At 57.2% G+C, this 20,230-nt stretch carries 17 protein-coding genes; 2 read left to right on the forward strand and 15 right to left on the reverse strand.

The features are described 5' to 3' along the window. The first annotated feature begins 48 nt into the window (after positions 1-48). Positions 49-375 (forward strand): biofilm peroxide resistance protein BsmA, encoded by a 327-nt coding sequence (gene bsmA / locus SB719_RS07315; protein WP_139074172.1) that lies wholly within the window; start codon positions 49-51, stop codon positions 373-375. Here the strand turns inward: bsmA and SB719_RS07320 are convergent. The 15 genes from SB719_RS07320 to nnr all read right to left on the reverse strand — a co-directional run bounded on the left by SB719_RS07320 (position 352) and on the right by nnr (position 18,594). Continuing rightward, positions 352-1,980 (reverse strand): isovaleryl-CoA dehydrogenase, encoded by a 1,629-nt coding sequence (locus SB719_RS07320; RefSeq protein ID WP_293006210.1) that lies wholly within the window; start codon positions 1,978-1,980, stop codon positions 352-354. The two genes, bsmA and SB719_RS07320, sit on opposite strands and share 24 nt — an antisense overlap. Before the next feature lie 135 nt (positions 1,981-2,115). Then, complete coding sequence (gene rlmB, locus SB719_RS07325) at positions 2,116-2,850, reverse strand: 23S rRNA (guanosine(2251)-2'-O)-methyltransferase RlmB (RefSeq protein ID WP_065648096.1); 735 nt, start codon at positions 2,848-2,850, stop codon at positions 2,116-2,118. Between the two features lie 140 nt (positions 2,851-2,990). Then, positions 2,991-5,414 (reverse strand): ribonuclease R, encoded by a 2,424-nt coding sequence (gene rnr, locus SB719_RS07330; RefSeq protein ID WP_065648095.1) that lies wholly within the window; start codon positions 5,412-5,414, stop codon positions 2,991-2,993. 15 nt (positions 5,415-5,429) lie between these two features. Beyond that, positions 5,430-5,873 (reverse strand): nitric oxide-sensing transcriptional repressor NsrR, encoded by a 444-nt coding sequence (nsrR, locus tag SB719_RS07335; protein WP_065648094.1) that lies wholly within the window; start codon positions 5,871-5,873, stop codon positions 5,430-5,432. A 194-nt stretch (positions 5,874-6,067) separates the two neighbouring features. After that, positions 6,068-7,366 (reverse strand): adenylosuccinate synthase, encoded by a 1,299-nt coding sequence (locus SB719_RS07340; protein ID WP_065648093.1) that lies wholly within the window; start codon positions 7,364-7,366, stop codon positions 6,068-6,070. 165 nt (positions 7,367-7,531) lie between these two features. After that, positions 7,532-7,732, reverse strand: coding sequence for a DUF2065 domain-containing protein (locus SB719_RS07345; RefSeq protein WP_065648092.1), 201 nt, complete (start codon positions 7,730-7,732; stop codon positions 7,532-7,534). Between the two features lie 56 nt (positions 7,733-7,788). Then, positions 7,789-8,793, reverse strand: coding sequence for a protease modulator HflC (gene hflC / locus SB719_RS07350; protein WP_039380630.1), 1,005 nt, complete (start codon positions 8,791-8,793; stop codon positions 7,789-7,791). A 3-nt stretch (positions 8,794-8,796) separates the two neighbouring features. Then, a complete protein-coding gene (gene hflK, locus SB719_RS07355) occupies positions 8,797-10,032 on the reverse strand; it encodes an FtsH protease activity modulator HflK (RefSeq protein WP_065648091.1) in 1,236 nt (411 codons plus the stop codon). Between the two features lie 217 nt (positions 10,033-10,249). Beyond that, complete coding sequence (gene hflX, locus SB719_RS07360) at positions 10,250-11,530, reverse strand: ribosome rescue GTPase HflX (protein WP_065648090.1); 1,281 nt, start codon at positions 11,528-11,530, stop codon at positions 10,250-10,252. 80 nt (positions 11,531-11,610) lie between these two features. Further along, positions 11,611-11,925, reverse strand: coding sequence for an RNA chaperone Hfq (gene hfq / locus SB719_RS07365; RefSeq protein WP_039380637.1), 315 nt, complete (start codon positions 11,923-11,925; stop codon positions 11,611-11,613). A 100-nt stretch (positions 11,926-12,025) separates the two neighbouring features. Then, complete coding sequence (miaA, locus tag SB719_RS07370) at positions 12,026-12,976, reverse strand: tRNA (adenosine(37)-N6)-dimethylallyltransferase MiaA (protein ID WP_292977347.1); 951 nt, start codon at positions 12,974-12,976, stop codon at positions 12,026-12,028. Further along, entirely contained in the window at positions 12,969-14,897 is a 1,929-nt protein-coding gene (mutL, locus tag SB719_RS07375) for a DNA mismatch repair endonuclease MutL (RefSeq protein WP_412159090.1), read from the reverse strand. The genes miaA and mutL overlap by 8 nt, the downstream gene beginning before the upstream one ends. Positions 14,898-14,941: 44 nt before the next feature. Continuing rightward, entirely contained in the window at positions 14,942-16,603 is a 1,662-nt protein-coding gene (amiB, locus tag SB719_RS07380; protein ID WP_412159091.1) for an N-acetylmuramoyl-L-alanine amidase AmiB, read from the reverse strand. Continuing rightward, entirely contained in the window at positions 16,600-17,073 is a 474-nt protein-coding gene (tsaE, locus tag SB719_RS07385; RefSeq protein ID WP_292977353.1) for a tRNA (adenosine(37)-N6)-threonylcarbamoyltransferase complex ATPase subunit type 1 TsaE, read from the reverse strand. Before tsaE ends, amiB begins: the two co-directional genes overlap by 4 nt. Positions 17,074-17,076: 3 nt before the next feature. Next, entirely contained in the window at positions 17,077-18,594 is a 1,518-nt protein-coding gene (nnr, locus tag SB719_RS07390) for a bifunctional ADP-dependent NAD(P)H-hydrate dehydratase/NAD(P)H-hydrate epimerase (protein ID WP_292977355.1), read from the reverse strand. Between nnr and queG the strand changes: the two genes are divergently transcribed. Further along, positions 18,593-19,732 (forward strand): tRNA epoxyqueuosine(34) reductase QueG, encoded by a 1,140-nt coding sequence (gene queG / locus SB719_RS07395; protein ID WP_412159092.1) that lies wholly within the window; start codon positions 18,593-18,595, stop codon positions 19,730-19,732. The two genes, nnr and queG, sit on opposite strands and share 2 nt — an antisense overlap. Positions 19,733-20,230: the final 498 nt, after the last annotated feature.

Below are 20,230 nucleotides of genomic sequence, written 5' to 3' on the forward strand. Positions count from 1 at the left end.
CGGGAAGATGGCTTACACTTTAGCTATCTTCCCTGCACGTCCGGAGCCATCATGTCCCGTTTGTTACTGCTGCTGTGTCTGGTGCTGTGTGGTTGTTCAACGCTGCAGTCGACCCCGCAGGCCCCCCCACCACCCGCCTCGCATCCTCAGGAAATTTCGCGTGCACAGAGCGCCGGGCTGCCGAAGCTGGGCAACATCAGCGCATCGACGCGTGGTTCACCGGATGATGCACAGCGCGCGATTGCCGCACGTGCCAGCCAGGCGGGGGCCGTCTATTATCAGATTGTGATGCTGGATGAAACCAGCTTCCCTGGCTTGTGGTATGCCACTGCCATTCTCTACGGGGCGCCTTCAGACAGCACCGGCACGCCGTAGCAGACGCGCGCTCAGCGTATCATCCGGATCACGCGCGCCGCGTCTGCCAGACGCAAGCGCGCACCACGCATCGGCCAGCGGCGGTTCTGCTACTTTCAGCAGTATCGCCGCACTCGCCAGCCAGAACAGTTCCTGCGCTATGTCCCGCGCCTGCGCTTCATGCGGATGACGCAGCTGCAGACGTAGCTGACGCCAGCGGCGGTCAACATGACGATTAGCGCCCTTCACCGCGTCAAACTCCTGCTGCAGCAGCGCATGGCTTGCAGGGTAGCGCTGCAGTACCCGCAGGATATCCAGACACATAACATTGCCCGACCCTTCCCAGATGCTGTTAACCGGCATCTCGCGATAGAGCCGCGGCAGTTCACTCTGTTCACAGTAGCCAATACCGCCCAGCACCTCCATGCACTCTGCCACAAACGGCATCCCGGCCCGGCAGATGGCAAACTTCGCCACCGGTGTAAACAGCCGGGCATAGAGCCGCTCCGTCTCACTGGCGGGCGCTGACCACGCGCGGGCCAGCCGCAGCAGTAACGCAGTCTGCGCCTCCAGCTGCAGCGCCTGACGCGCCAGCTGAAGACGCATCAGCGGCTGTTCACTGAGCTGCTTGCCCATCACCTGCCGCTGCTGCGCATGATGCAGCGCCACCGACAGCGCGCGGCGCATCAGGCCGTGGCTGCCGAGCGCGCAGTCGAAGCGTGTCATGCCGCCCATGCGTAACAGCAGCCGGACGCCTTCGCCCTCTTCGCCCATCAGCCAGCCGGTGGCGTCCTGAAACTCCACTTCAGCGCTGGCATTCGAGCGGTTGCCCAGCTTCTCCTTCAGCTGCTCAATACGCAGCGCATTACGCGTGCCGTCGGGCAGCAGTCGCGGCAGAAAAAAACAGCTCAGGCCGCGTGAGGTGTGGGCCAGAATCAAATGCGCATCACTTTGCGGTACAGAGAAAAACCATTTGTGACCGGTAATGCGCCAGGGCTCGCCTGGCGCACGTATGCCGAGGGGTTCAGCGCGCGTGGTATTACTCAGCACGTCAGTACCGCCCTGTTTTTCAGTCATCCCCATGCCAATCAACAGGCCGCGCTTCTGACCGCCGGGAAGATGATGGGCATCGTAGCGGTCGCTCAGCAGGCCAGCGCGCCAGTCGGCGTAGGGGGCAGGCAGATGCGCTTGCAGCAAAGGCAGCGCGGCGTGCGTCATGGTGACCGGACAGAGTGAGCCCGCCTCCGCCTGTGCGTGCAGGATAAAGCGTGCCGCGCGCGCTACCATGGCATGAGCGGGCGCATCGGGCTGCCAGCTGAGGTTATGTAAACGGCTGGCGCAGACGCCCTGCATCAGCAGATGCCAGGCGGGATGAAACCGCACCTCGTCAATACGTTCACCGCGCGCATCATAGCGCTGCAGTACCGGCGGTTCACTGTTGGCCAGCCGGCCCAGCTCCAGCGATTCAGCGCTGCCAAGCTGCAGACCAACCGACGCCAGCCACGCCTGGTCCCAGGCCGCGCCTTCGCGCATGACGGCGTCGCAGAGCGCGCTGTCGCGGGTGAACAAATTGCTGTTGCAGAGAGGATGAGGCTGGTTGAATACGTGATGTGTGGAATGGAACATGGCGCCTCCTGATGATAACGCATCACAGCGACGAGGCTGCCAGGCAGAGTAACCAGCTGGCAGCCTGCTCTGTCTGAATTATTCAGGAGAGCCGTACAGGAGGGGAAAGCGCTTGTTTATAATTTGCGGCGCCGATCACGCCAGGCGCTGGCGAACTGCCTCAAACAGGCAAACGCCGGTCGCCACAGAGACGTTCAGCGAAGAGACGCTGCCTGCCATCGGGATGCTAATCAGTTCATCGCAGTGCTCGCGGGTCAGGCGGCGCATACCTTCGCCCTCTGCTCCCATGACCAGCGCCAGCGGACCGGTCATTTTGCTCTGATAAACGGTATGATCGGCTTCACCGGCGGTGCCAACGATCCAGATGTTGTATTCCTGAAGCAGTCGCATGGTGCGCGCCAGGTTAGTGACACGAATCAGCGGAACGTTTTCCGCAGCGCCGCTGGCGACTTTTTTCGCCGTGGCGTTAAGCGGTGCGGCACGATCTTTCGGCACGATGACCGCATGAACACCTGCCGCGTCAGCACTGCGCAGGCAGGCGCCCAGGTTGTGTGGATCGGTTACGCCGTCGAGGATCAGCAGAAACGGTTTTTCCAGCGACTGCAGCAGATCGGGCAGATCGCCCTCCTGATAATTTTTACCCGGTTTGATGCGGGCCACGATGCCCTGGTGCACGCCGCCCTCTACCTGCGCATCGAGCCACTGACGGTTAGCCAGCTGGATCACAATACCCTGAGCTTCCAGTGCGGCAATCAGCGGCTGCAGGCGGCGATCGTCGCGCCCTTTGAGAATGAAAACTTCCTGAAAACGCTGGGGGTCGCGCTCCAGCAGCGCCTGCACGGCATGAATGCCAAAAACTATTTCGCTCATTATTTTGCTCAAGATTGGGTTAGAACAGCGATCGCTGAGATCCGGGTTCAGGATGCGCGCGGCGGCGCATCCGGTACAGCGTGCAAATCGTACCCGGATTGCCCGTCAGGACAATCCGGTGACAATCAGGCTGCGCTGCTTTATTTCTTTGATGCCCGCTTAGCCTTCGTGGCGGCGGCGATTTTACGGGTTTTTTCAGAGACTTTTTTGTCTTTTTTCTCACTTTTCTGCGCAGCAGCCGGTTTCTTTTCACCACGGAAAGCAGCATCCGGTTCAAAGTTACCTTTTTTACCCGCGTCGCGACGGCGCTTTGTGGCCGGCTTGCCGCCGCGCTTCTCGCGTTCCCGCGCGGTTTTGCCTTCGCCACGCGGCACGCGCTTGCTGGAGATCAGGGCAAAATCGATTTTACGCTCATCCATGTGCACCGCCTCCACGCGCACTTCCACCGCATCACCCAGACGATAGGTGCGTCCGCCTGATTCACCGATCAGACGCTGCCCGACGGCATCAAAGCGATAGTAGTCGTTATCCAGCGTAGAGACATGCACGAGGCCATCAATGAACAGGTCGCTCAGACGCACAAAGAAGCCGAAGCCGGTCACGCTGGAGATCACGCCGCTGAACACGTTGCCAACCTGATCCTGCATGAAGTCGCACTTCAGCCAGTCAGCAACATCGCGTGTCGCTTCATCAGCGCGGCGCTCGGTCAATGAGCAGTGCTGACCCAGCTGCAGCATCTGCTGCATATCATAGTGATAGCCGCCGGTTGCCGTAGTGATCCCGTTTTCCATGCCCTGCTCTTTTGCCAGCAGATATTTAATCGCGCGGTGCAGCAGCAGATCGGGGTAGCGGCGGATCGGCGACGTAAAGTGGGCGTAAGAAGCCAGTGCCAGACCAAAGTGCCCGCGGTTTTCCGGATCGTACACCGCCTGTTTCATGGAGCGCAGCAGCATGGTCTGCAGCATCTCAGCATCCGGACGATCGGCGATCTGATCCAGCAGTTCGGCGTAATCCACAGGCTGCGGTTTTGCGCCGCCCGGCAGGCTGAGTCCCAGCTCGCTCAGGACGGTACGGAAACTGGTGATGCTGTCTTCGCTCGGACGATCGTGATCGCGGAACAGCGCCGGCTCCTGGTGTTTCTCCACAAAGCGGGCAGACGCGATGTTAGCGAGGATCATGCACTCTTCAATCAGCTTATGTGCGTCGTTACGCACCGTGCGCTCAACGCGCTCGATACGGCGCTCAGCGTTGAAGATAAATTTCGCTTCTTCGGTTTCAAATGAGATGCCACCGCGCTGCTCGCGTGCGGTTTCCAGCACCTCATACATGCAGTACAGCTCTTCCAGATGTCTTACCTGCGCCGCATACTGCTCACGCAGCTCAGGATTGCCCTGCAGGATATTCCAGACTTTGTTATACGTCAGACGCGCGTGCGAGTTCATCACCGCTTCATAATGCTTATAGCCGGTCAGTTTACCGCTGGCAGAGATGGTCATCTCGCAGACCATGCAGAGGCGGTCCACCTGCGGATTCAGCGAGCAGAGGCCATTAGAGAGGATCTCCGGCAGCATCGGCACAACCTGAGACGGGAAGTAGACTGAAGTACCGCGCTGATGGGCTTCGTCATCCAGCGCCGTACCCGGCCGCACGTAGTAGCTCACGTCAGCGATTGCCACCCAGAGGCGCCAGCCTCCGCCACGTTTTTTCTCGCAGTAGACGGCATCATCAAAGTCGCGGGCGTCTTCACCATCAATAGTGACCAGCGGCAGCTGACGCAGGTCGACACGCCCCTGCTTCGCCGCTTCCGGCACGTCTTCTTTCAGCTTTGCGATCTCTTTTTCGACTTCTTCCGGCCAGGTGTGCGGAATTTCATGCGTGCGCAGCGCCATATCAACCGCCAGCCCGGTGCCCATATTGTCGCCGAGGATCTCGGTGATTTTACCGATAGCTTTGGTGCGGCGCGTGGCGCGCTGCACAATCTCTACCACGACAACGGAGCCCATCCGGGCGTCAAGCGTGGCGTCCTGCGGAATAAGAATATCAAAGCTCAGACGGCTATCGTCCGGTACCACGAAGCCCGTGCCGGCATCGGTAAAATAGCGGCCGACAATCTGGCTGTTACGCGGTTCAAGAACCCGCACCACGCGTGCTTCGCGGCGACCTTTACGGTCTGCCCCGCCTGGCTGCGCCAGGATCACGTCGCCATGCAGGCAAAATTTCATCTGCTCAGCGGACAGATAGAAGTCATCTTTCTGCCCCTCAGCGCGTAAAAAGCCGTAGCCGTCACGGTGGCCGATGACTTTACCGCGCAGCAGGTCGAGGCGTTCCGGCAGCGCATAACACTGACGACGGGTAAAGACCAGCTGGCCGTCGCGTTCCATTGCACGCAGACGACGGCGCAGCGCCTCCAGCTGCTCTTCACTGGTGATATTTAATGCCCCCGCAATCTCTTCGCGGCTGGCTGGTTTTTCCCGCTGCTCCAGCAGCCCGAGAATAAATTCGCGGCTGGGGATCGGGTTATCGTATTTTTCAGCTTCTCTGTCCTGAAAAGGATCTTTTGACATTAGGTTCCTCCGATGTCATTTGGAGTGGATTGCCACCGGCGGTTCGGACAATAGGATGTGGTAGAGCGAATCGTTGTTTCTTACCAGATCGGCCAGCGTATAGTTATCCAGCTCCTGCAAAAATAACTGCACAGCGTCACTGAGCGCTTTACGTAAGCGACAGGCTGGCGTGATGGCGCAGGTTGCGCAATTGACTAACTGCAGCGGCTCCATCTTTCTGACAACATCGCCAATAATAATTTTTTCCGGGTCCATACCTAAACGAATTCCGCCGTTTTTGCCGCGTGTAGCAGCTACAAAGCCGGCCCGGCTCAGTTGATTGATGATTTTTACCATATGGTTACGCGATACGCCGTAAGTATCGGTGACTTCAGTAATGTTAGTCTGCCTGCCCTCGGGCAGCGTAGCCATGTAAATCAGTGCGCGCAGACCATAATCGGTAAAACTTGTTAGCTGCACATATACCTCAGTAAACCATCAGATTTTTTAGTTTTAGCGCCAGTCGTGCGCTTCGATTAACAATGATGATAAACCAGTGCGGAAAAACCCGGAGCGCTTTTTTCATGCCCGTGTGGTCCTGAGCAGGAAAAAACAGAGTGAGCGGAAGCAAACAGCGGATAAACAGAGGCCGGAGCATGTCCGGCCTGAGAAGATTATGCGTCGAACGGATCGCGCAGAATCATGGTCTCACTACGGTCCGGGCCCGTTGAGATAATATCAACCGGCACACCGGTTACTTCTTCAACACGTTTGATGTAATCACGTGCAGCCTGTGGCAGACCCTCTACGGTTTTAACACCAAAAGTGGTTTCACTCCAGCCAGGCAGGGTTTCGTAAATCGGTTCGATACCTTCCCAGCCTTCGGCTGCCAGCGGCGTAGTCGTCATTTCACGCCCATCTGGCATACGGTAGCCCACACAGATTTTAACTTCTTTCAGGCCATCCAGCACGTCCAGTTTGGTCATGCAGAAGCCGGAAAGCGAGTTAATCTGTACGGCACGGCGGACGGCAACCGCATCAAGCCAGCCGGTACGACGGCGACGGCCGGTAGTCGCACCAAACTCATTGCCCTGCTTGCAGAGAAACTCACCTGTCTCATCAAACAGCTCGGTCGGGAATGGGCCGGCTCCGACACGGGTAGAGTAAGCTTTTACGATACCCAGCACGTAGTCGACATAGCGCGGACCGATACCGGAGCCGGTTGCCACGCCGCCTGCGGTGGTGTTAGAAGAGGTTACATAGGGATAAGTGCCGTGATCGATATCCAGCAGCGTACCCTGCGCACCTTCAAACATGATCAGATCGCCACGCTTACGCGCGCCGTCCAGCAGATCGGATACATCAACCACCATGCTGGTCAGGATGTCCGCTACGGCCATCACGTCGCTCAGCACTTTTTCGTAGTCAACGGCATCTGTTTTGTAGTAGTTCACCAGCTGGAAATTGTAGAAATCAACAATCTCTTTCAGCTTAACCGCAAAGGTTTCTTTGTTGAACAGGTCGCTGACCCGCAGACCGCGACGCGCGACTTTATCTTCATAGGCAGGTCCGATTCCGCGACCCGTTGTACCGATCGCTTTGGCACCACGCGCTTTTTCACGCGCCAGATCCATTGCAACGTGGTATTGCAGAATCAGCGGACAGGCTTCAGAAATCAGCAGACGTTCACGTACCGGCACACCGCGCGCTTCCAGACCGTTCATCTCTTTCATCAGCGCTTCAGGTGACAATACCACCCCATTACCGATGATGCTGGTAACATTTTCACGCAGGATGCCAGAAGGAATTAAGTGGAGGACGGTTTTTTCACCGTTGATGACAAGTGTATGGCCTGCATTGTGGCCACCCTGGTAACGCACCACATAATTAGCGCGTTCAGTCAGAAGGTCTACGATTTTACCTTTACCTTCGTCACCCCATTGGGTGCCCAGTACGACGACGTTCTTACCCATTTCTAAAATCACCGATTGCTTAAAAATGGATTCTACCATCGGTTTTTCACAGTTTCAGCACTTTTAGCACACGTTTGCGCTGTTTTTTGTCTGCGTTTTGTTCAGCTCACAACATGTTGGGGAAGCGCAGCCTTACAGACACAATTTACCCGGCAAGCGGCATTCTTAGCCCTGCATGTGCTGGCTGAACAGGCAGTAAATCACCACGCCCGCCACCACCAGTCCACCGCCAAAACGATGCAGCAGGCGGTCAGGCAGCTGCGTCAGAGAAAGTATCATACGCCGCCAGAGTCGCGGCATTAACATCGGCCCCACGCCTTCCAGTATCAGCACCAGTGCAAGCGCCATCCAGATAGTTGAATTCATACGTTACCCAAAAAAAAGGGCCGACATCAGTGTCGGCCCCGGCTTTATAGCAACTTTTATCGTGAAACGTTAGTCGGTGCTTTCATATAGCGGAAGAAATCGCTATCCGGGCTCAGCACCATGACATCCTGATTATCAGCAAAGCTGTTTTCATACGCCCGCAGACTGCGAATGAATGCGTAGAAATCGGGATCCTGGCTGAAGGCATCAGCAAACAGCTTGGCGGCTTCACCATCCCCTTCACCGCGCGAGATCAGCGCCTGACGCTGGGCTTCAGCCAGCGTACGGGTTACCTGATAATCAGCCTGCGCACGCAGTTTTTCTGCCTCTTCCTGACCCTGTGAACGCTGGCTACGGGCAACCGCTTCACGCTCGGCGCGCATGCGGTTGTAGATAGCGTCAGAGACTTCAGTTGGCAGGTTGATCTGCTTGATGCGCACATCGACAACCTGAATACCCAGCGCCGCCATACTGTTTGGATTTGGCGCAGGCTCGCTGCTGTTGGTTTCACGCTCAACGCGCGCGGCAGCACTGGCGATTGCATCATCCGCTGCCGGCGTCTGTACTTCATCATCGTTGCCCGCGCTGCCCGTGTTCAGCGCATCGCGTACGTCAGTGGTCAGACGGCCACGCGAATCGGTCACAATATCTTTTACATCCAGGCGGCCCATTTCTGAACGCAGGCGGTCGCTGAACTTACGTTTTAGCAGTACTTCAGCCTGAGAAATATCGCCACCGCCTGTTGCCAGGTAGTAGCGGCTGAAGTCGCTGATACGCCACTTGATATAAGAGTCGACGATCAGATCTTTCTTCTCTTTGGTGACAAAGCGATCGGCCTGGTTATCCATGGTCTGGATGCGCGCATCCAGCGATTTCACGGTTTCAATAAATGGGATTTTAAAGTGCAGACCCGGCGAATAAACCTGTGGCTTATTCTCGTCGTCACGCAGGACTTTACCAAAACGCAGCACAATACCGCGCTGGCCCTCCTGCACAACAAACAGTGACGCGTACAGCACCACCAGCACTACGATAATTACGGCGATGATTGGCTTACGCATCGGTTACTCCCTCCCTTCACGCTGGCTATCGTTGCGCAGCGCATTTGCGCGACGCTGGTCCATGATGCTGTCCGGACTATAAGATGAGTTACCGTTACGATCGGCACTGTTGCCTGGCGATGAAGGCAATTTCATCAGGTTAGTGTTGTTCTGACCGCTCTGGCTGCCTGACTGGCCGTTACGCAGCAGTTGATCCAGCGGCAGTACCATCAGGTTGTTGCCACGATCGTTAACCAGCACTTTACGCGTATGACTCAGCACGCGCTCCATGGTTTCGATATAGAGACGCTCTTTGGTAATTTGCGGGGCCGCCTTATACTCCGGCAGCAGACGCGCAAAACGGGCAACCTCACCCTGCGCTTCCAGTACGGTACGCTCTTTATACGCTCGCGCTTCTTCAAGAATACGCTGCGCCTGACCGTTGGCACGCGGCTGCACTTCGTTAGCGTAGGCTTCTGCCTCACGCACATACTGCTCACGGTTTTCACGTGCGGCAATCGCATCGTCAAACGCGGCTTTTACCTCTTCCGGTGGACGCGCCGCCTGGAAGTTTACGTCGAGCAGAGTGATCCCCATATTGTAGGGGCGAATCGTTTCGTCAATCTCACGCTGTGTATCGCTGCGCACCACGGTACGCCCTTCGGTCAGAATGCGATCCATGGTGGAGCGACCAATCACGCCACGCAGCGCGCTGTCAGTGGCCTGACGCAGACTGTCATCCGCGCTGGTCACTGCATAGAGATAGCGCTCCGGATCGGTCACGCGATACTGGACGTTCATCTCAACGCGTACCACGTTTTCATCTGATGTCAGCATGACGCCTGATGCAGCCAGCTCACGAACCGCTTCAACGTTAACGGCGCGTACGTTATCGATAAATGTCGGTTTCCAGTTGAGGCCAGGCTCAACCAGATGACTGAATTTGCCAAAGCGGGTAACAACGCCGCGCTCAGCTTCTTTGATCGTGTAGAACCCGCTGGCCGCCCAGATAATCACTACGGCTGCGCCTACAATGCCAACCAGTTTGCCACCGCTACCGCCGCTGCGCTGACCGTTATCGTTCTGTTTGCCACCGCCCAGTCCGCCGAGTTTTTTACTCAGTTTACGGAAGATATCATCCAGATCGGGAGGCCCCTGCTCGCGCCCTCCTTTATTCCCCCCAGAGTTGCCGCCTTGATTATTGCTGCTTCCCCACGGGTCGCGGTCCTGTCCGTTATTTCCGGGCTGATTCCACGCCATGTTTCTACTCCATTTATTGTATTTACGTGTTTTACCTTTCACGTCGCCTGCTGCCGCGCGGTAAACTGCCTGCCCGTCGCCGGACCGCTACAGAGGTAAGCATCCGGTCAGTCGCGTAGTGGTTGTTGCGCCCGCAAAACCGTGTTCCGGCGCATACAACCTGCAATCATACTTACAGCATCATTCTCATGTGTCAGATAAAGGCGTTTGGGCAATATCAAACAATATAACTGGTTAGCAACGGCTCCTGTTTGCATAAGCGATGCCAGTCAACAATTGGCATACGCACCTGCAAACCCGTACTGCCATCTTCTTCATTCCACTCTTTCTCAATCGCCTGCAGCTGGTAAAAGCGGCTGCGCAGGCGTCCTGCTTCAGGCGGCAATCGCAGTTCATACTGCGCAATCTCACCTGCCAGTCGTTCTGAGAGCGCCTGCCACAACAGCTCCAGACCGACGCCGTTCTGCGCAGAGAGCCACACGCGCGTCGGGCGCTGCTCTTCATCGCGGTCGATACGCGGTTCAAACCCATCCAGCATATCGATTTTGTTCATGACCAGCAGCGACGGGATCTCATCCGCCTCAATCTCAGCCAGCACTTCATTCACAGCATCAATGTTGTCGGTGACGCGCAAATCAGCGGCATCGATCACGTGCAGCAGCAGTGTTGCCTGTCGGGTCTCCTGCAGCGTTGCTTTAAACGCCGCAACCAGATCGTGCGGAAGATGACGAATAAACCCTACGGTGTCTGCCAGCACCACTTCGCCAACGTCGGCGACGTTGAGACGGCGCAGGGTCGGATCAAGCGTGGCAAACAGCTGATCCGCCGCATACACATTGGCAGACGTTATCGCGTTAAACAGGGTGGATTTTCCGGCGTTGGTGTAACCCACCAGCGAGACAGTTGGCACATCAGCTTTGGCACGCGCCTGACGTCCCTGTTCACGCTGCTTTTCAACGCGCTCAAGCCGCGACAGGATCTGACTGATGCGACCGCGCAGCAAGCGCCGGTCAGTTTCCAGCTGAGTTTCACCGGGTCCACGTAGTCCGATGCCGCCTTTCTGACGTTCAAGGTGTGTCCAGCCGCGCACCAGGCGGGTGGCCAGATGGCGTAGCTGCGCCAGCTCGACCTGTAATTTCCCTTCATGGGTACGGGCGCGCTGCGCAAAGATGTCGAGAATTAAGCCGGTGCGATCGATAACACGACATTCGCACAGACGCTCGAGATTACGTTCCTGAGCAGGAGATAAGGCATGATCGAATAATACGACCGATGCTCCACTCGCTTTTACCGCATCGGCAATTTCAACTGCCTTTCCTTCACCGACAAAATATTTGGGATGTGGCGCTTTACGACTGCCGGTAATGACCTGCAGTGCATCGACGCCCGCAGAAGAGACAAGAGTTTCAAACTCCTGCAAATCTTCCAGCTCTTTGTCTTGGGAGAACCAGATGTGTACCAGTACGGCCTGCTCACCGGCATCATAACGGTCAAACAAGCTATAACCTCGCTAAAATAAAATAACCAGGACGGGAAAACCTGATTGCTCCCCGGCCCTGGCTTTACGGCTACGCAAACTTACTCTGCGCTATCACCGTCTTGTTGTGGCTGCGATTGAGCGCTCTGATTGCTTCCGCCGTGGTGGTAGTTACTGCTACCGCCGCCGCCCGCATTATTACTGTGATGCGAAACCGGACGCGAAGGAACCACGGTAGAGATGGCGTGCTTATACACCATCTGGCTCACTGTGTTTTTCAGTAAAATAACGAACTGATCGAAAGACTCAATTTGTCCCTGCAGCTTAATGCCGTTCACCAGATAAATCGAAACCGGAACACGTTCACGACGCAGTGCGTTCAGAAACGGGTCTTGTAATGATTGCCCCTTAGCCATTCTATCTTTTCCTTATATGCTTGTTGTTTGTTACTTAAGAACCGTGGTTCAGAAAAACTACGTAAAAATTTGCGCACGCTAACCGATCAATTGTACACAATCAGCCCTGCTTAGCACTAACTACCTGAAGTACCGTGTCGCGGGCTGTTTCAGGCGCATCACTGTCTAACCAGTGCACACCCTCCCAGCCTCGTAACCAGGTCATCTGGCGCTTGGCTAACTGCCGGGTGGCGCAAATTCCCCGATAAACCATATCGTCGTAACTGATTTCACCTGAAAGATAAGACCACATCTGGCGATAACCGACACAACGAATGGAAGGCATGTCCGTATGCAAATCACCTCGCGCAAAAAGGGCGCGAGCCTCCGCCTCAAAGCCTGACGCTAACATCTGGTCGTAACGCAATGCAATGCGCTGGTGCAGCATTTCACGATGCGCCGGAGCGATCGCAAACTGGTGCACATCGTAGGGTAGCGCTTCACCGGACGTTTTTGTCAGTTCCGTTAAAGTTTTACCCGAAATAAAAAAAACTTCCAGTGCTCGCGAAAGTCTCTGCGGATCATTCGGATGAATACGACTGCCGGCGACCGGATCGATTTCACACAGCTGGCGGTGCAGGGTTTCCCACCCCTGTTCAGCCGCCGTTTGCTCTATTTGCTGACGTACTTGTGGATCGGCCGGGGGCAGCGGCGACAATCCTTCAAGCAACGCTTTAAAATAGAGCATGGTTCCACCAACAAGCAGCGGAATTTTACCTTCCCGGGTAATCTCCGCCATTTCAGCGAGCGCATCGCGACGAAATTCAGCGGCAGAATAACTCTCTGCCGGATCGCGTATGTCAAGCAGACGGTGAGGAGCCAGCGCCTGCTCTTCAGCCGAAGGTTTTGCCGTTCCTATATCCATCCCGCGATAGATCAGGGCGGAGTCAACGCTAATCAGCTCTACCGGCAGCTGCTGGCGCAATGCAATCGCCAGTGCAGTTTTGCCGGAGGCGGTTGGCCCCATCAAAAAAATCGCCTTTGGCCGGCCAGCCTGGTTTAGTTCACTCATGCTTCAACGCGTTAATCGCGCTCTCAATCTCTAACGTCTGTAACAGACCTGAAGGCGGCGATTTCAGCAGCTGCGGACAGAGCCGCTCCAGCTCCGCCAGTAGCGCAATCGCCTGCGAGTGATTCCAGTGTGGCTCCTCTGCATCCTCACGACGTGCCAGCCATTGGGCCAGTATGGACGCAGATACCTCTTGCTGCCGGGCCAGGTAGCCTAACAGTTCTGGAATCAAGATTTGTAAATTTTGTGTTCTTAACGGTAAAGGCACCGCGCGCAGGGTGACGTGCTGCCCATCCCGTTGTAAATCTATGCCCATCTGCTGCAGCAGCGCCGCCCGGGTGGTAATGACCTCCTGCTCGCTGGCGGCAATTTTCAGCCGTACCGGTATCAGCAGCGGTTGCGGCTTAAGACCTTCTTCTCCTGGCTGAAGCTGCGCCTGTTTTAGCCAGCGCGATGCGACAGGCAGCGAGAGCAGCTGCAGTGCCGGGCCGCGCTCCAGCAGCGCATAGCGTTCGCGTACGACGCTGAGCACGCGGCCAAAGCTCTGTGCATGTGCTGCCAGCGGTGTCTCAGGCGTGGCCTGATGCGTGGTCTGACGCGTCGTCTGTGGTGCAGCTGGTGCCGGTGCCGGTGCTGGTCCGGATGGCGTTTTCAGCAGCTGCTGATAGGCGGCCCCCTCACGGGCGCGGTACGCAGGCTCTTTATGCTGCCAGCCTGCGCCTGCGCCTGCGCCTGCGCCTGCGCCTGCGCCTGCGCTTCCGCTGCGGGCGGGAGCACTGTCGCGACGGCTGGCGGCGGCGTTATCATCAGGACGGTGCGGTGCAGCAGCGGGCTGAGCAAAATGGTTGCCGCCGGCAGCCTGCCGGTTCTCTGGCTGCCACTGTGCAGCGGGCTCTTTTGCAGCAACGTCCGGCAGCGCCGGACTGCGGCTCGCCTGCAGCACGCTCATCACGCCCTGCCAGATAAAGTCATGCACCAGCCGTGACTGGTGAAAACGCACTTCATGCTTGGCGGGATGAACGTTGACATCAACCTGATGCGGGTCGATCTCCAGGTAGAGTACATAGGCAGGCTGCTGATCGTCGCCACCCTGGGCCTGCCAGGCCTGTCGGATAGCATGATTGATCAGCTTGTCGCGCATCATACGGCCGTTAACATAGCAATATTGCAAATCAGGGATTTGCCGTGCGCCAGCCGGATCGGCTACCCAGCCGCGCAGCGCGAGATCGTCATGCTGCCAGTCAATGCGCAGCGCATGCTGCATAAATGCCGTACCGCAGATCGCCCCGAGACGTCTTTCCTGCTGCGACGTCTGCGACACGCCGCGGTACTGACGCACCAGTTTGCCGTTGTGCGTCAGCGAAATGGCGACATCAAAACGCGCCAGCGCAATGCGACGGATCACCTCATCAATATGGGTAAACTCCGTTTTTTCCGTGCGCATAAATTTACGCCGGGCCGGCGTGTTGTAGAACAGATCCAGCACCTCCAGCGAGGTGCCCACCGGATGGGCCGCCGGCTTAACGGTGACCTGCATATCACGCCCTTCGGCGTAAGCCTGCCACGCTTCCTGCTGATCGGCCGTGCGTGAGGTCAGCGTCAGGCGAGAAACCGAGCTGATGCTGGCCAGCGCTTCGCCGCGAAAGCCAAGGCTGGCGATCGCTTCCAGATCGTCCAGCGACGCAATCTTACTGGTGGCGTGGCGTGCCAGCGCCATCGCCAGCTCAGCTTTGGGAATACCGCAGCCGTTATCGCGGATGCGAATAAGCCGGGCTCCGCCTTTTTCAATATCAATATCAATACGCGTTGCGCCGGCATCAAGGCTGTTCTCCACCAGCTCTTTTACAACCGATGCCGGACGCTCAACCACTTCGCCCGCGGCAATCTGGTTTGCCAGCTGCGGTGGTAAAATTTGTATAGGCATGGTGGTGATCCTTGTATGTCGCTTGCTGGCCCGAAGGCCAGCGATCAGGATTGAGGAATTTTTAAATTCTGCCCCAGCATCACATTGTCTGACTTCATATTTTTGGCCTGCATGATCGCTTTCGGGCTTACGCCGTAACGCACGGCAATAGCCGTCAGTGAATCACCGCGTACCACCTTGTGGCGCGCCGGACGTGCAGCCGTGGTGCTGACGCGACTGCCGGCTGGTACTTTCAGGCGCTGCCCCACCCAGACCACGTCGCGCTTCAGCTTATTAAGCTCGCGCAGCGTTGCCATGCTGACCCCATACTTCGCGGCGATACCTGACAGCGTTTCGCCGCGCGTTACCGTATGGCGCTGCGTCACGCCCGTATACTGTACGGTTCCGCTGGCCGGATTGCTGGCGACGCTAACCGCTGGCACGCTGTCCAGCGGCCGGTTTTCCTGCTTTGGGACGGACTGTAACGGATGTGCGAGGAAATAACTGCGCAGGCCTTTATGGATCGCCTGTGCAATTTTTTCCTGGTACGCACTGCTGCCAAGCAGCCGCTCCTCCCCGGCGTTACTGATAAAGCCGGTTTCAACCAGTAAAGATGGAATATCAGGTGAACGCAACACGCCAAGGCTGGCGTGCTCCGGCAGCCGTTTATGCAGCGGCGTAATGCCGCGTAACTGCTGCAGAACTTTGACCGCTACGTCATAGCCAACGCGCTGCGAATGCCCGAACTGCAGGTCCAGCACGGCCTGGCTGAGATAGGGATCGGCCTGACTGTTCGCCAGCAGATCGCCCGCCCCGCCCAGCAGCTCAGACTGTTTCTCTTTCTGCTCCAGCCAGTTTGCCATTTCGTTATTGGCACGCCGGTTCGACAAAACCCAGACAGAAGCGCCCGTTGCCGAATGGTTTGGCGCCGCATCGGCGTGGATCGACACCAGCAAATTGGCGTTCTCTTTACGGGCAACTTCTGAGCGCCCCATGACCGAGATAAAGTAATCACCGTTGCGCGTCAGCACCGGTTTAAACATCGGGTCCCGATCCAGTAGCGCTTTAAGCTTGCGTGCAATGGCGATAGTGACGTTTTTTTCCCGCAGGCCGCGCTGCCCCATCGCGCCCGGATCCTGTCCGCCATGGCCGGCGTCAATCGCCACAATCACCGCGTCGTTCAGGGTAACCGCTCCGCCCGGGCGTGTTGTGGTGTTGCTGTTGGTCACTGAAGTGACCGGATTCCCGTCAAACGGATTGCCCTGGCTGCTGGCGACGCTGGCGCTCTGGCGCGCAGCGGTAACCGGTGCGGCTGCGGCACTGCTGCGGTTCACCGGCTGCGTGCCGCGCAGCGTAAACACTACGCGATAGTTATTCCCGTCACGCTGTGTCGCCGCGCGGGTTTTGGTCGTCTGGTTAAGATCAAATACCAGCCGGATGCTTTGAGCATCTTTGGGCTGGCTGTTGCGAATGCGCTGAACGATATTTTCACCGCTGAAGCTCAGCGGCAATCCTTTTATGGTGCCGCTCTGACGAATATCCAGCACTACACGGTTAGGGTTATGCAGCGGGAAAAAACCGTATACCGGCTGGCCGTTGAAGCTGAGCGTCACCGTCGCCTGATTCGAGCCGTTCTCAACTTTGATATCTGAAAGCGTGGCGGCAAATGACGTAGCGGAAAACAGGCAGAGCACGGCCAGCACGATGCTTTTTATCCGTGCTCTCATGCCGGATCTCCCTGCTGCATCTGATCAAGCAGCGCGGCACCCCTGGCGGAAACCGCAGTGATTTCTGCTTCGCGGCCCGTTTCTGCGTAACGCAGCGTCAGTGACAGATCGGGCTCGGGCAGAAAGCCTGCGCCCTGCTGCGGCCATTCAATCAGACAGAGTGCCTCACCGCTGAAATAGTCGCGGATACCCATAAATTCCAGCTCTTCCGGATCGGCCAGGCGATAGAGATCAAAATGATAGAGGGTGCGTGTTCCTATCTCATAGGGTTCAACCAGCGTATAGGTCGGGCTTTTAACATTGCCCTGATGACCGAGCGCCTGCAGAAAGCCGCGGCTGAACGTCGTTTTACCTGCTCCCAGGTCACCGTACAGATAAATGACGGCCGCGCTGCTGCAAACGCGGGCCAGTTGCGCACCCAGTTTCAGGGTTGCCGCCTCATCGGGCAAAGAAATTACACAGGTTTTCATGCGTTATTGTTGCATCATCTCTGGATTAACAAACTGCCACAGTTGTTCAAACAAATCAGTGGCTAACATACCGCGCGTTCCGTGATGGCGGGCAACTGCATCTGCCGCTGCGCCGTGTACCACGCAGCCCGCACAGGCTGCTTCAAATAGCGAAAGCTGCTGGCCCAGCAGTGCTGCAATGATACCGCTCAGCGTATCGCCCATGCCGCCCGATGCCATACCGGCGTTACCCACATCAGCAATCGCGACGTCTCCTGCGGCACTGGCAATGACCGTCCCGGCGCCTTTCAGGACCACTACCCCGCCATAGCGCCGTGCCAGCGTCTGCGCGGCCTGCAGGCGATCGTGCTCAATTTCACTGGTTTTCACCCCCAGCAGCCGGGCCGCTTCGCCGGGATGCGGCGTAATGATGCGATTCTGACGGTTATCGGGATTGATTGCCAGCAGGTTAAGCGCATCTGCATCCCAAAGCATCGGCTTTTCACTGGCAGCAACCTGCTGCAGCGCCTGCTGTGCCCAGTCGCGCTGTCCCATGCCCGGTCCAATCGCCACGACATCCGCCCACGCCAGCGCGTTGTGCAGTTTTTCAGGCGTAAATGCATCAACCATCAGCTCAGGGCGCGCGGTAATAAGCGGCCCGATATTATCAGCCTGCGTCAGCACGCGTACCAGTCCGGCGCCGCTGCGTAGTGCCGCCTCACCGGTCATGCGGATCGCGCCAGCGGTTCCGCTGTCGCCGCCAATAATCAGCAGCTGCCCGTGATCGCCTTTATGCGAGGTTGCTTTACGCGGTTTGAGCCAGTGCGTCAGATGCTCCGCTGCATAGCGCCGGACAGGCGCCTGTTGCCCGCTGAGCCAGGCATCAAGGCCCAGCGTATCGCAGTGCAGCTCACCAACATGATCGCGTGCTTTCCCCGTCAGCAGACCCGGCTTCAGCGCGATCATACTCAGTGTGCGACTGGCGACGACCGCCACACCCGGCGTGACACCGGTTGTCGCCAGCAAGCCGGATGGCGCATCGATAGCCAGTACCGGCGCGGTATGCTGATTGATCGCCTCAATCAATGTTGTATACGGTGCCGCAGGCGCACGGCTGAGGCCGGTGCCCAGCAGTGCGTCCACAATCAAATCGACCGGCTCCGGCCATACGCTGTCTGCAGCATGGATCTCGCCACCCGCCTCCAGCCAGGCTTCGCGCGCCTGTCGTGCTTCGTCAGGCAACGGCCTGCTGCCTTCACACGCCAGCAGCGTGACTGCAATGCCCGCTGCCTGAGCCAGCCGCGCAATGACATAGCCATCACCGCCGTTGTTGCCATGGCCGCACAGGATCAGCCAGTGTTTTGCCTCAGGCCAGCTCTGACGCGCCAGCGTAAAGCTCGCCTGACCGGCGCGCTGCATCAGTTCATACAACGTCACTCCCAGGCTGTCAGCTGCCTCCTGCTCCAGCTGCGCCATGGCCTGCGCAGGCCAGACAGAGTGTGGTAAACTGCGTGCGTTTGCATCAACTGCCTGGTTTCTCATGTCATATCCTCTCGATCTTCAACAGCTTGCTCAACAGATTAAACAGTGGGGGCGCGATCTCGGCTTTCAGCAGGTTGGCATCTGTGATACCGATTTACGTGCCGAAGAGCCAAAGCTTCAGGCGTGGCTGGACAAGCAGTATCACGGTGAGATGGCATGGATGGCGCGCCACGGCATGATGCGTGCGCGTCCGCATGAACTGCTGCCCGGCACGCTGCGGGTGATCAGCGTCCGCATGAACTATCTGCCCGCAAAAGCGGCTTTTGCCCGGACCCTGAAAAATCCTCAGCTTGGCTACGTCAGCCGCTATGCGCTGGGTCGCGACTATCACAAAGTATTACGCAATCGCCTGAAAAAGCTCGGAGAAATGATCCAGTCACACTGCAGCGAACTCAATTTTCGCCTGTTTGTGGATTCTGCTCCCGTGATGGAGCGCCAGCTGGCAGCGAAAGCGGGGCTTGGCTGGACCGGAAAACATTCGCTGATCCTGAATCGCGAAGCGGGCTCATGGTTTTTCCTCGGTGAACTGTTGATCGATCTGCCGCTGCCGGTTGATGCTCCCCAGGAGGAGCAGTGTGGCCGCTGCGTCGCCTGCCTGACAATCTGTCCGACCGGTGCCATTGTGGAACCTTATGTCGTGGATGCGCGGCGCTGTATCTCTTATCTCACCATTGAGCTGGAAGGTGCGATCCCTGAAGCGTTTCGTCCGCTAATCGGCAACCGTATTTATGGCTGTGATGACTGCCAGCTGATCTGTCCCTGGAATCGCTACAGTCAGCTGACGGATGAAGCGGACTTTTCACCGCGTGCGGTGCTGCATGCACCAGAGCTGACAGCGCTGTTTGGCTGGGATGAGGCGCGCTTTCTGCGCGTAACGGAAGGTTCAGCAATTCGGCGAATTGGTCATCTGCGCTGGCTGCGCAATATTGCCGTGGCGCTGGGTAATGCGCCCTGGTCAGCCGAATGCGTAGCAGCGCTGCAACAGCGGCGTGGCGAGCATCCGTTGCTGGATGAGCATATTGACTGGGCACTGGATCAGCAGCAGCAGAAGCGCGCAGCGGAGGTTATTGAGGTACAGCCTGCGAAAACGCTGCGTTTAGTACGCGCCGTGGAAAAGGGCCTGACGCGTGATGCATGATTGAGCGCTCCTGCTGCACACAGGTTTGTCCACACGCTGTGCATAAGATTTTTTCATAAAAACAGTGACGTGGGGGCGCCTGTGGTCTATAGCGCTCATTAACATAATGAAATACTAATTTATCTATGTTAAACAAACACTTATACAGTATTTGTAAACTTATATTCACCAGATAACGCGCAGGGGTCGAGCCAGAGCTTGTGGATAACTCTGTTCAAAAGGGTTTTGCATAATGGGTATAACGCCGCCTTTCAGGCGCGGGCAAATTGTGGATAACTTGCAGCGGTATGCAGCAAACCATCGGCAATATCGACGCTGACACAGCGTGTGTAATGATCAGAACAACGCAGGCTGCAAAAGGAACAAACGCAGTGCTTAATGTCTGATAGCGCCCGCAGGCAGGAAACAATCGTGAATAAGAAAACTGGAGCGGGAAACGAGACTCGAACTCGCGACCCCGACCTTGGCAAGGTCGTGCTCTACCAACTGAGCTATTCC

Origin of the sequence: Pantoea sp. SIMBA_079 (assembly GCF_046940275.1) — a bacterium.
Taxonomy (GTDB): Bacteria; Pseudomonadota; Gammaproteobacteria; order Enterobacterales; family Enterobacteriaceae; genus Pantoea; species Pantoea borealis.